8 protein-coding genes are annotated in these 12,134 nt (G+C 67.2%); 2 read left to right on the plus strand and 6 right to left on the minus strand.

Annotation, left to right across the window (positions count from 1 at the left end):
• Nucleotides 1-30 precede the first annotated feature (30 nt).
• The 3 genes from QRN44_RS09570 to QRN44_RS09580 all read right to left on the minus strand — a co-directional run bounded on the left by QRN44_RS09570 (nt 31) and on the right by QRN44_RS09580 (nt 5,696).
• The gene (locus QRN44_RS09570) at nt 31-1,452 is read right to left on the minus strand and encodes a mechanosensitive ion channel domain-containing protein (RefSeq protein ID WP_285039003.1); all 1,422 of its coding nucleotides are present in this window, start codon (nt 1,450-1,452) and stop codon (nt 31-33) included.
• A complete protein-coding gene (locus QRN44_RS09575) occupies nt 1,449-3,515 on the minus strand; it encodes an adenylate/guanylate cyclase domain-containing protein (protein WP_079004016.1) in 2,067 nt (688 codons plus the stop codon). Before QRN44_RS09575 ends, QRN44_RS09570 begins: the two co-directional genes overlap by 4 nt.
• A 291-nt stretch (nt 3,516-3,806) precedes the next feature.
• Complete coding sequence (locus QRN44_RS09580) at nt 3,807-5,696, minus strand: ABC transporter ATP-binding protein (protein WP_121289138.1); 1,890 nt, start codon at nt 5,694-5,696, stop codon at nt 3,807-3,809.
• 502 nt (nt 5,697-6,198) lie between these two features.
• On the opposite strand from QRN44_RS09580, the gene QRN44_RS09585 reads away from it, so the two are divergent.
• The gene (locus QRN44_RS09585; RefSeq protein WP_285039005.1) at nt 6,199-6,816 is read left to right on the plus strand and encodes an endonuclease domain-containing protein; all 618 of its coding nucleotides are present in this window, start codon (nt 6,199-6,201) and stop codon (nt 6,814-6,816) included.
• Nucleotides 6,817-7,159: 343 nt separating this feature from the next.
• Here QRN44_RS09585 and QRN44_RS09590 read toward each other — a convergent pair whose 3' ends face one another.
• From QRN44_RS09590 to QRN44_RS09600, 3 genes are all read right to left on the minus strand, one after another.
• Nucleotides 7,160-8,134: a carbohydrate ABC transporter permease gene (locus QRN44_RS09590; RefSeq protein ID WP_064294528.1), complete on the minus strand. Its 975-nt coding sequence runs from the start codon at nt 8,132-8,134 to the stop codon at nt 7,160-7,162.
• The gene (locus tag QRN44_RS09595) at nt 8,131-9,264 is read right to left on the minus strand and encodes a carbohydrate ABC transporter permease (protein ID WP_064294529.1); all 1,134 of its coding nucleotides are present in this window, start codon (nt 9,262-9,264) and stop codon (nt 8,131-8,133) included. Before QRN44_RS09595 ends, QRN44_RS09590 begins: the two co-directional genes overlap by 4 nt.
• 130 nt (nt 9,265-9,394) lie before the next feature.
• Nucleotides 9,395-10,708: an ABC transporter substrate-binding protein gene (locus tag QRN44_RS09600; RefSeq protein ID WP_064294530.1), complete on the minus strand. Its 1,314-nt coding sequence runs from the start codon at nt 10,706-10,708 to the stop codon at nt 9,395-9,397.
• A 298-nt stretch (nt 10,709-11,006) separates the two neighbouring features.
• Here QRN44_RS09600 and QRN44_RS09605 point away from each other — a divergent pair, with 298 nt between their 5' ends.
• Nucleotides 11,007-12,056, plus strand: coding sequence for a LacI family DNA-binding transcriptional regulator (locus QRN44_RS09605; RefSeq protein ID WP_175117360.1), 1,050 nt, complete (start codon nt 11,007-11,009; stop codon nt 12,054-12,056).
• The last annotated feature ends 78 nt before the right edge of the window (nt 12,057-12,134 follow it).

The following is a 12,134-nucleotide window of genomic DNA, read 5'->3' on the forward strand; positions in this document are numbered from 1 at the left end:
GTTCCTCGCTCGGCTGGGGACGGCTGCTGGCTACCGGCCGATCGTACCGCGGACGATCCCCGCCTCGGCGAGCGCCGCCTGCGCCTGCCGATGCTTGTTGTCGATGGAGGCGCCGATCTCCTGGGCCAGGCGGGGCTTGCTCCGCACGAGCTGGTCGATGGTGGACAGCGGCATCCGCAGGACCAGGGTCGAGCCGTCGGCGATCGCGGCGGCCATGGCGACCTCCCTCGTCAGCGCCGTCTGGCCGATGAAGTCGCCGACGCCGAGTCGTTGGAAGGTGATGAGCCCGTCCGTCGTCGGCACGGCGAGATGGACGCCGCCCTCGACGAGGAACCGCATCGCTCCGGGGATGGTTCCCGCCTGCTGGATGGTCTCCCCCGGCCCGTACCGTTCGAGCGTGCACGTCCGGGCGAGGTCGTCGTAGTCCTCCTCACGCGCGTGGAGCGTGGGGGCCAGTGCGGCGATGGCACTCCGCAAGCGCTCCGGCGTCGCAATGGGGTCGGTGCTGTCCCCGTCGAGCGCGAGACCACGACGCCGCGCGGCGTACCAGAGCCAGGCGCGGAACAGGGCGACAGCCGAGTCGGCCGTGGACGGCCCGGACACGGGGAGGGTGACGGCGAACCGCGCGGCACCGAGGTAGGACGCGGACACCACGTCCCCCGGCTCGAGCATCGGGAGGCCCGAGCCGACCTCGCGGAGCAGCCGGAGCACGTCGTCCGGCGGGTCGTCGGTGGAGAAGGTCACTTCGACGCTCGCGGTGTAGGCACCGACGGGCTGACTCAGGTTCGTGAACGACGACCCGGCGAGCGACGAGTTCGGCACGATCTGGATACCGTTGCCGGTGTCGAGGTGCACCGCACGCCAATTGACCTCGACCACGCGACCACGGACATTCCCGGTGTCCAACCAGTCCCCCAGTTTGAAGGGCTGTTCGAACAGCAGCAGCAGTCCGGAGATGACCCCGCCGACCGCGTTCTGGAGGGCGAGGCCGATCACGATCGAGGTGACGCCGAGCGCGGTGACCAGGCCGCCGATGTCGGCGCCCCACACCCACGAGAACAGGATGGCGAGTCCGATGAGGATCAGCGCGAGCCGAGCGAGGTCCACGAAGATCGACGGGATGCGGTCACGCCACGAGCCCTCCTCCGCGTTGGCGAACAGCGCCACGTTGAACGCCGACAGGATGAGCAGGATCACGAGGAAACCGAGGACCGTTCCGACGATCCGGACCCAGATGAGGTCGTCCGCCCGCAGCGAAGCGAACACCAGGAGCGCGAACACCGCGCCGACCGGCACGACGTAGTTCCGCATGAGTCGTACCGGCTTGGCCGCGGCGTTCCCGCGCCGGGTCAGTGCGCCCAGCACCTCGGTGAGGACGATGAGGAGGACCGGGACACCGACCGCGAGCGCGATGGCCCAGGGGAACCACGCCTCCTGCCACACCTGCGTCATGACGTCGTCCCTGCCACGACCTGCCAGACGGCCTGCGGACCCCCGCGCGTCTCCACGGTGCCGGCGGCCTCGAAGGTGACGGTGTCCTGCATGCGGTCGCGCACCCGCTGGCTGACGAAGATCCCGGCCCGACCGGAGACCGACTGGACCTGGTTGGCGAGACTGACCGCGTCACCCCACATGTCGTAGGCGAGACTCGTGCGACCGACGAGGCCACTCGTCACGACACCCGTGTCCACGCCGATCCGGAGCGTCAGTTCGGCCTGGTGCTGGGCGTTGAAGCGTTCGACGATCGTCCGCATCTCCAGCGCGAAGTCGAGGGTCCTGCGGACGTTGTCGACGCGGGGCACGATGAGGCCGCAGCTCGCGAGGTAGCCCTCCCGCAGCGTCCGCACCTGCTCGATCCCGAGTCGTTCCGCCGCCTCGTCGAAGCTGCGGACCAGGGCGTTGAGCATCGACAGCTCGCGCTCCGGGTCGAGGCCTCGGGTGAGGTCGTCGAATCCGACGAGGTCCGCGAAGATGACCGACACGTCCTGGTGGACCTCGGAGATGGTCTCCTCGCCCTCCTTGTAGCGTTTCGCCACCGTCGCCGGCATGAGCGTCAGCAGGAGCTTCTCGTTCTCGGCGCGCTGCTCGTCGATGAGTTCCTGCTTCACCCGGAGGCTGCGACTCATGTCGTTGAAGGCCGCGCCCAGGTCGCCGAACTCGTCACGCCTGTTGACCGGCACCTCGACGCTGTAGTCACCGGCGGCCACGCGCCGCACCGCGCCGACGAGGGATCGCACCGGGCGTGCGAAGACCTGCGCCAACAACAGCGAGAGCAACGACACGACGACCACGATCGCCAGCACGGAGATGATGAGGTTGCGCGTGAAGTCGGTGACCGGCGCGAAGGCCTCCGACGCGTCGATCCGCGCGACGAGCACCCACTGGAGCCCGTCGATGTCGAGTGGTGTGTACGCCGTGAGGTTCTCCCCACCGAGGTAACCACGACCGATGAGCGTGCCGGTCTCCCCGGCGAGCGCCCGCTCCACGGACTGGGTGCGGGTCGGCTGGATCTCGATCGTGCCCTTGACGTCGACCGCGCGCTGCGCGTCCTGCGGTGGCGTGCCGGCCGCGACGGACTGCTTGAGATACGCCTTCGGGTCCTCGATGAGCAGTCGGGACGTCGAGCGCATCAGCTGATCGGGTCCGGCGAGGTAGGTCTCGCCGGTCTCGCCCAGGCCGTCCTGCTTCCATTCCCCGCCGCTCGTCATGATCGAGTTGATCTGCTCGATGGGCACCTGCAGCGCCAGGACACCGTCGATGCGGCCATCCTGCCCGACCGGCGAGAAGATCCACTGCGTGGGGACGTTGAGCGAGGGCTGATACCGCTCGAAGTCGGTGATGCCCGTGTAGTCGACCGCGTTGGACCGCAGGGCCTTCGTGAACCCGTCGCCGAGGACGCCGCCCTGGTACGGGCCCGTCAGAACGTTGGTCCCGAGGTCCGGTCCCTTGAACGCGCTGTAGACGACGTCACCCTCGTCGTCGATGAGGAGGGCGTCCTCGTAGCCGAACCGGTTGATGATCTCGCGGAAGTAGTCGTTGTAGGTCGCGTTGACGGCCGACCACGTGCTCCCGTCACCGGCGTCGTCGACCGTGATCGCCTGGTCGTAGTCGAGATCGGTGGGCGTGTAGACCGACTGCAGGTAGGTCTGGGCCGGGTTCGTCGGGATGAAGGCCTCTGGATCCGCCGTATCGCCGGTCCGTTCGTTGAGCGCCGGGACGAAGGTGTCCGTGTAGAAACGGTCGACCTCCGCAGCTCGCGCCGGCTCGACCGGCTGCTCCTCGAGCTCCTGGAACGCGTCGTGGTACCGGTTCATCGCATCGACGACGGTCGTGCCGCGGGTGTAGACGACGAGCGAGTCCGCCGTCTGGCGGTAGTAGTTGGTGATCTCGCGGGCACGCGACTCGCGCAACTCGGTCAGCCGCTCGAACGACGCCTGTCGGAGGGATTCGCTGCCGGAGAGGTACCCGACGATGCCGGTCACCACCGACGCCCCCACGCTGACCAGCAGCAGCATCACCAGGAGTTTCGACTGGATGCTGAAGCCGGGGCGGCCGAAGCGACGACGCCCGAGCCTCCGGGACCGCGCGACCGAGGACGGCGCTGGAGGGATCGGGGGACCCGTCGTGGAGGCGTCCACGGGCGGAGTGCCGTCACCTGGCGGGGGTGCGGATGGTGCGTTCACAGCTGCGGTCATCGACGAGTCCCCTACTCGATCCGGCGGTGCGCGGGCGTCCCCCTCCTTCGGGGGTCACGATGGCGCTCACTCTAGCCACACGTGTCACGCGCCCACAATGGGCTGGACCGCTCAGGCGGTGACGGCCTGCTGCGCGTAGAGCGTCGCGTACACGCCGCCGACGGCGAGCAGCTCCTGGTGGGTGCCACGCTCCACGATGCGCCCGCGATCGAGCACGAAGATGACGTCGGCGTGCACGATGGTCGACAGGCGGTGTGCGATCGACACCGTCGTGCGTCCGCGGGTCGCGTCGTCGAGGGCGACCTGGACGACCCGTTCGGAGATCGTGTCGAGGGCGCTCGTCGCCTCGTCGAGGATGAGCACCTCGGGGTCCTTCAGCAGCACGCGCGCGATGGCGATGCGCTGCTTCTCACCGCCGGACAAGCGGTAGCCGCGTTCCCCGACGAGCGTGTCGTAGCCGTCCTCGAACCGAGCGATCGTCTCGTGGATGTTCGCGGCGCGGCAGGCGGCCTCGAGCTCGTCGAGGGTCGCGTCGGGCTTCGCGTAGCGGAGGTTCTCAGCGATCGTCGCGTGGAAGAGGTAGGTCTCCTGGCTGACGATGCCGATGCGGGAGACGAGGGACTCCTGGGTGACGTCGCGGACGTCGGCCCCCGCCACCATGACCCGGCCGCCCGACACCTCTTGGAAGCGCGGGATGAGGTAGGAGATGGTCGTCTTGCCCGCTCCCGAGGGTCCGACGAACGCGGCGAACTGTCCGGGTTCGATCGTGAAGGAGACACCGTCGAGGGTGGGGGTCGAGTCGTCCTGGGCGTCGGCGTAGCGGAAGGTGACGTCGTCGAAGCGGATCTGCGGTGCGACGCTCGGGAGCGGTGCGGCCCCGGGGCGGTCGGCGATCGCGGGCTTGAGGTCCAAGTACTCGAAGATCCGCGCGAAGAGGGCTCCGGAGGTCTGCAGGTCGAGGGCGACGCGCATGACGCCCATGAGCGGGAACAGCAGGCGGGCCTGGATGGTGGTGAAGGCGACGATCGAGCCGGCGGTGACGTCCGCGGCCCCACCGGTGATGAGCCAGCCGGCCACGAGGTAGACGATCGCGGGGATGGACGACAGGAAGATGTTCACCATCGCGAAGAACCACTGTCCGCTCATCGCCTGGCTGACCTGGAGGCGGATCTGGGTGCGGTTCTCGGCGCTGTAGCGCTCGACCTCGGTGTCCTGGCGGTTGAAGCTCTTCGCGAGGAGCACGCCGGAGACGCTCAAGGCCTCCTGGGTGATCGCGGTCATCTCCGACAACGACTCCTGCGTCTTCGTCGCGATCCGCGCCCGGACCTGACCGACGCGGCGCTGCGCGATCACGAGGATCGGCATGAGGATGAGGGCGACGATCGTCAGCTGCCAGTTGAGGATGAGCATGGCGACGAGCGCGGAGATGACCGTCACGGTGTTGCCGAGCACGCTCGAGACGGTGTTGGTGAGGACGTTCGCGACGCCACCGACGTCGTTCTGCAGGCGCGACTGGATGATGCCCGTCTTCGTGCGGGTGAAGAAGCTCAGCTCCATCGCCTGCAATTGCGAGAACAGCTTGATGCGCAGGGCGCCCATGACACTGTTGCCGACGGTCGCCGTGAGGTAGGTCTGCCAGACGCCGAGCAGCGCCGCGATGATGAACAGCGCCACCATCGCGCCGACGATCTCCGCGAGGGCGACGAGGTTCGGGCTGCCCCCGTCGGTCGGGAACAGGCCGACGTCGAACGCCTGCTTGACGAGCAGCGGTGGGAGTACCGCGAGGGCGGCACCGATGACGACGAGCACCATCGTGAGGATGATCTTGGCGCGGAAGGGCACGAACAGCGCGACGATGCGCTTGCCGAGGTTCGGGATCTTCGGCGCCTCGGCGTTGAGCGCCTTCTGAGCCGCCATGTCGCCGCCGCTCACCCGACTCCCGGCACGGGGTCCGCCGCCCCCGGGTGCACCACCGCGTGGCCCGCCCCGTCCACCGTGCATGCTCATCCCGCCACCCTATCCCCGCCCACCGTCCTCCCCGCCCCTGTCCCCGTCCCGCGGTTCACAACTCAGGAGCGGCTCGGCGTTTCGCCTCCCTTTGTGCGCCTGCTAGCCGACACGCCGTCCCTGATCCTGAGTTGTGAACCGACACGAGCGTGCTCCACAACCGGTCGAACGGGTCATCGGTGCGCATCGGCGCAGGCGTGCGTCATCACAGCAGCTGCGACTCGAGGACGCTGGAGCCATGATCGGACTCGCGACCGCCGTAGAGCACCTGGGACAGGTGGCGACTCGGCGTGAACTGATCGACCACGGTTTCACGGGGCGACAACTGACCTTTGCGGTGGCGACAGGACTGCTTATCCGACCACGCCGTGGCTGGTACGCGGCATCCGCCGCAGATCCCGCCTTGATCCGGGCCGTCCGGGTGGGCGGGCGCCTGGGCTGCGTTTCAGCCGCGGAGCGTTACGGCTGGGCCGTTGCTCGGAGAGGTGAGGTGCATGTGAGCCTCACCGAGAACGCCTCACGACTCCGCCATCCCGATGACCGGACGACCTACCCCAGTGGTGAGGAGTTCCGCGACCTGCGAGGTCTCGTTCTGCACTGGCACTCGCCCCTCTCCAGAGATGACCGACCGAAGCTCCTGACCTCGCCGTACGAGACCACCCTGCAGATTGCAGCCTGCCAGCATCCCGACCTCGCCGTCGCCGCGTTCGACTCCTTCATCAACGTCGATCCACGCGGCGCGGCTCATCTCGAGGACTGGCTGCGGGAACTCCCCCGCCGGTTCTTCGACGCCCTCCCCCGGCGAGAGAGCGGCTGCCACAGCTTCCTCGAGACCATCGGCCGGATCCGCCTCGAGCGTGCGGGCATCCGCGGAGTCCACCAGGTACTCATCGATGGGGTAGGACGGGTCGACCTCGTCCTGGCTGGACGGATCGTGATCGAATGGGACGGACGTGAGTTCCACGACACGCCAGATGCTCACGAGCACGACCGCTGGCGGGACGCGATGCTGGCGATCCGCGGGTACCGTGTCCTCCGATTCACCTACCGGATGGTCATGGACGACTGGTACGCCGTCGAAGGAGCCATTCGTTCGGCTCTCGCCGAATCGTGACCTCGACTGGTCGTTCGATGTGCCGTTGCTCTCGGTCCACAACTCAGGATGTCCACGGGGTGTCGCGCCGAGAACCCGGTCAGTCGGGCGGGGCACGCCGAGGCTCTCCTGAATTGTGAACACTGCCGTCGAACTCCCACACCGGTCTCCTTGTTCACAATTCAGGACGAATTCGGCGAGCCTGACTGAGTTTCCCGGCGGCAGGTCCGACACGCCGAGGCTCTCCTGAATTGTGAACCAGACCAGACGACCCGCAGACGCACGGACGCCCCGGGAGCATGAGCTCCCGGGGCGTCCGCGCACCGACGACGCTGTCGATCGGAGGATCGAACCGCGTGTCGGGTCAGCCCTTCGTCGAACCGGCCAGGAGCCCGCGGACGAAGTAGCGCTGCAGGGCGAAGAACACCACGAGCGGGACGAGGATCGAGATGAACGCGCCGGCCGTGAGCAGGTGCCACTCGTTGCCTCGCGTACCGGTGATCTCCGCCAGCAGCTTCGTGATCGGCGCGACCTCGCCGTCCGCGAAGATGAGCGCGACCAGAAGGTCGTTCCACACCCACAGGAACTGGAAGATCGCGAACGACGCGATGGCGGGCATGGTCAGCGGCAGCACGATCCGGAAGAAGATCTGACCGTGACCGGCACCGTCCACGCGTGCCGCTTCGATGACCTCGGCGGGGATCTCCGCGACGAAGTTGTGCAGCAGGAAGATCGCCAGCGGCAGCGCGAACATGGTGTGCGCGATCCACACCTGGGCGAAGGTGCCGCTCGCATCCAGTCCCTCACCGACCTGCAGGCCGAAGATGTTCAGCCCGCGGGAGAAGGTCGACAGCAGTGGCACGAGCGCCATCTGGATGGGCACCACCTGCAGCGCGAACACGAGGATGAACAGGAAGTTCTTGCCGCGGAAGTCGATCCACGCGAACGCGTACGCCGCGAGGCTCGCCACCACCAGCGGGATCAGGGTCGCCGGGACCGCGATGGCGATCGAGTTGACCCACGAGCCCGCGAGGTTGAGCGTCGAGTTGCCGGCCTGCAGCACCTGCACGTAGTTGTCGATGGTGACCTGGAAGTCGGAGAAGATCGTCCACCAACCGGTGGTCTTCACCTGCTGCTCAGGTCGGAACGAGGAGACGAACAGACCGAAGGTCGGGACCGTCCACAGCACCGCGATGATGACGGCCGCGATGGTCGCCCCGCGGCTGGTGAGCCGCTTCTTCGTCCGGCGGCTCGCGGCCTCGATGCCGCGTTCCCCCTGGGCGAGCTGTTCCTTGGTGGATTCGTCGATCGGTAGTTCGATCGGCTGCACAGCACTCATCGGATCTCCCTCTGCTTCTTGATCTGCCGTGCGTTGTAGATGACGATCGGCAGCACGAGGACGAACAAGACCACGGCGAACGCCGCACTCCGGCCGTTCTCGAAGTTCTTGAACTGGGTGTACATCTCGTTCGCGATGACCGAGGTGCCGTTGTTGCCGGCGGTCATCGTGCGGACGATGTCGAAGACCTTCAGCGAGGCGATCGAGATCGTCGTGACGACCACGACGAGCGAGGAGCGGATGCCGGGGACGATGACGTTGATGAAGCGCTGCCAGGCGTTGGTGCCGTCGAGCTCAGCGGCCTCGATCTGCTCGGTGGGGACACCCTTGATCGCGGCGGACAGGACGACCATCGCGAAACCGGTCTGGACCCAGATGAGCACGACGATGAGGAACAGCGTGTTCCACGGCTCGTTCTGCAGCCACTGCACCGGAGTGCCGCCGAACCACACGACGATCTGGTTGAGCAGACCGATCTGGGTCGCGTCGGCCTCGCGGTAGGCGTAGATGAAGCGCCAGATGATCGACGCACCGACGAAGGAGATCGCCATCGGCATGAAGACGAGGATCTTGAAGTACTTCTCACCGCGGGACTTGTCGATGAACACGGCGTAGGCGAGTCCGAAGGCCGTCGACAACGCCGGGACGAGCAGCACCCAGATGATCGTGTTGATCACGGTACGAATGGCGCTCGGCTGTGTGAACAGCCAGATGAAGTTGTTCAGGCCCACGAAGTTCTTGCCGGACGCCGACATGAACGCGGCGATCGTCGTGTTGATCGACGGCAGGATCAGGCCGATCAGCAGCAGCAGGAACGCCGGTGCGAGGAAGCCGACGAGCTGGACGAGGTACCCGACGCCCTTCTTCGAGCGGTAGTCGAGGAGGAAGAGCACGCCGCCGAGGACGGCGGCGACGGCCGCGGCCCAGAGGAACGAGCCGAAGAAGAGGACGACGACGACGGGCACCAGGACGCAGAACGCCAGACGGATGACCGTGTACAGGGTGCCCTTGCGTGGCGCGATGTCCACGAAGAAGAGGAGGAGGGCCACCACCGCGCCGAAGGCGATGACGACGATCGGGATCTGGGCGAGCGGAGGCAGTCCGCCCAACCAGTTGAGGAAACCTGACATAGCTGGCCTTTCGAGTACGGCGTTGGACCCTGAGTGAACCCTAGGGGGTTCCACTGCCGAGGCGGAAGCGCCGGAGGGTGGTGATCACCCTCCGGCGCTCCCGCTCACGAGCAGCAGTTCCGGATATCGATTACTCGCTGGAGGGCCAGCCGGCTTCGATGTCCTTGAGGACCTGGTCGGTCTCGTCGCCGTTGATCCAGTTCACGAGGCCCTTCCAGAAGGTTCCGGCACCGACGGCACCGGGCATCAGGTCGGAGGCGTCGAAGCGGAACGTGGTCTTCTCGTCCTGCAGGATCTCGATCGCCTGGCTGAGGATCGGGGTCGAGGCGTTCGCCGGGTCGAGGCCGTTGTTGGCGGAGATGACGCCGCCGAGCTTGACCCGCTTGTTCGCCCACTCAGGGCTCGAGAGGTACTCCTGGACCTTGACGGTGCTCTCGTCGTCGCTGAACGCGCCGACGATCTCGCCACCACCGGTGACAGCGGTCTCGCCCTCCTTGATGCCGGGGGTCACGAAGGCCCACACGTCGCCGTCGGGGGCGACGGTCGCGCCGGCGTCCTCGAGGAAGCCGGAGAAGAACGATGCCTGGTGGTGGAGGGCGCAGGCGCCGGAGGCGAGCGCCGGAGCGACGTCACCGAACTCGGTCGAGTTGATCGAGGACACGTCGCCGAAGCTCGCGTTCACGTACTCCGGGTTCTTGAGGATCTCGCCGACCGAGTCGAACGCTTCCTTGATCTTCGGGTCGGTGAACTTGACCTTGTTGGCCACCCAGTCGTCGTAGACGTCCGGGCCCTGCTGGCGCAGGACGAGGTCTTCGATCCAGTCGGTGCCGGGCCAGCCCGAGGCGTCGCCGGAGCCGAAGCCGGCGCACCACGGTGCGGAACCCGTCTTCTCCTGGATGGTCTTGGTCAGCGTGAGCAGCTCGTCCCAGGTCTTCGGGACCTCGACGCCCCACTCCTTGAACTTGGCCGGCTGGTACCAGACGAGGCCCTTGACGCTCGCCATGAGCGGAGCGCCGTAGACGGTGTCGTTGACGGTGCCGTAGGCGGCCCAGTCCTTCGACCAGTACTTCTCGATGTTCGCCTTGACGCTGTCGGGCGCGGGCTTCAGGTAGTCGCGCTTGGCGAGGTCGGCCAGGAGGCCGGGCTGCGGGAAGATCGCGAGGTCGGGCGGGTTACCACCCTGGGCGCGGATGCCGATCTGCGACTCGAACTCCTTGGAGGACTCGTACTTGATCGTGATGCCGCTCTCCTTCTCGAAGTCGGCCCAGCTCTCCTCGAGCAGCTTCGCCTCGGTGTCGGCGATCGTCCCGTAGATGGTGACGGTCTTGTCGTCGTCGCCACCGCCGCTGCTACCCGATCCGCCTGAACAAGCGGTGAGCGCGACGCCCGCGACGGCCAGGACGGCCAGCGGCAGGGCCGTCCGGCGGGTCCGAATGAAACTCATCTGTGTCCTCCTCATTGAGTGCTGCAGGTTCGAACGTCTCCAGGGTCGAGCCGTTCCGATGATGCACTGGTGCGGAATCGGTCCGGATGCGGAACCGTTTCCATGCGCCAAAGTACTTCACCCGGCGACAGGATGCAAGCACGAGAACATAACGAAATAGACAGTGAGAGCGCTCCCACCGAAATCACGAGGTCGGGCGGACCATTCGTGCTCCAGTTGTTATGGATCAGTTCCAGTCGGCAGTTCCAGGTCCGTTCCAGATTCGCTATGGTGGTGCTACCCAACGGAGGGAGTCGGCATGAGTGGTGCCATCAGCGATGTCGCGGCCCTCGCCGGCGTCTCGAAAGCGACGGCCTCGCGAGCGCTCACCGGGCGCGGATACGTGTCGGCCGAGACCCGGGAACGGGTCGTGCAGGCCGCGGCCACGATCGGGTACGTCGCCTCGCCCATCGCCGCGAGTCTGTCCACCGGACGCACGCTGGCCATCGGCGTCCTCACCTCGTTCCTCAACCGCTGGTACTTCGGGGAGGTCCTGGAAGGCGCCGAGGGCGCCCTCCGTGCGCGGGGCTACGACCTGACGCTCCACCATCTGCCGCCCGACTCCCCGGAGCGCGATCGCATCTTCGACGCCTACCTGACGAACAAGCGCTTCGACGGCATGATCTCGATCGGGATCGAGGCCTCGCAGGACGAGATCGCGCGACTGCTCGCCAATCCCCGTCCACTGGTGTCGATCGGCGGCAACATCCGTGGCGGTCACTCCATCAACATCGACGACCAGGCACTCGGCCGTGAGGCGACGGAACACCTCATCACCCTCGGGCACACGCGCATCGCCCACATCACCGGGCACGACGCGGAACTGCAGACGGACACCGTGCACGGGAGGCGCCTGGCCGGCTACCTCGCGGCGATGGAGGATGCCGGACTCACCTCAGCCGTGCACGTCCTGCCCGCCGTCCATTCGTTACCGGGCGGGTACGAGGCCGCGGCGCAGTTGCTGCGGGACGCGAGGATCCGGCCGACGGCGGTGTTCGCCTCGACGGACGAGGTGGCGATCGGCATCATCATCGCGGCACGTCGCCTCGGGATCACCGTTCCGGCGGAGCTGTCGGTCATCGGGATCGACGGGCACTCCTACGCGGAGATGTTCGCGCTCACCACCTTCGAGCAGGAGCCCCGCGCGCAGGGACGGCATGCCGTCGAGATCCTCCTCCAGGACCTGGAGGACGAGCAGCGCGCGCAGGCTCCGGACTCCGGGGACCCGGGCACAACGGTCTCCGAGGTGCGCTGGCCGACCCGCCTGGTGATCCGACAGACCACGACCCGCCCCGAGCCCGTCGACTAGACGACCCGGCTGCGGTCTGAGCGCGGTGCGCTGGCACGAGCGCGCCCCACCGACGTGAGCACGGGCCCCCGGAGGGTC

This window comes from Plantibacter sp. lyk4-40-MEA-4 (assembly GCF_030209415.1).
Lineage (GTDB): Bacteria > Actinomycetota > Actinomycetes > Actinomycetales > Microbacteriaceae > Plantibacter > Plantibacter flavus_A.

Excerpts from the sequence above, each read along its gene's own strand:
- QRN44_RS09575 (WP_079004016.1), bottom strand. The coding sequence starts at position 3,515 with ATGCTGCTGCTGGTCAGCGTGGGGGCGTCGGTGGTGACCGGCATCGTC.
- QRN44_RS09570 (WP_285039003.1), bottom strand. The coding sequence starts at position 1,452 with ATGACGCAGGTGTGGCAGGAGGCGTGGTTCCCCTGGGCCATCGCGCTC.
- QRN44_RS09600 (WP_064294530.1), bottom strand. The coding sequence starts at position 10,708 with ATGAGTTTCATTCGGACCCGCCGGACGGCCCTGCCGCTGGCCGTCCTG.
- QRN44_RS09580 (WP_121289138.1), bottom strand. The coding sequence starts at position 5,696 with ATGCACGGTGGACGGGGCGGGCCACGCGGTGGTGCACCCGGGGGCGGC.
- QRN44_RS09605 (WP_175117360.1), top strand. The coding sequence starts at position 11,007 with ATGAGTGGTGCCATCAGCGATGTCGCGGCCCTCGCCGGCGTCTCGAAA.
- QRN44_RS09595 (WP_064294529.1), bottom strand. The coding sequence starts at position 9,264 with ATGTCAGGTTTCCTCAACTGGTTGGGCGGACTGCCTCCGCTCGCCCAG.
- QRN44_RS09590 (WP_064294528.1), bottom strand. The coding sequence starts at position 8,134 with ATGAGTGCTGTGCAGCCGATCGAACTACCGATCGACGAATCCACCAAG.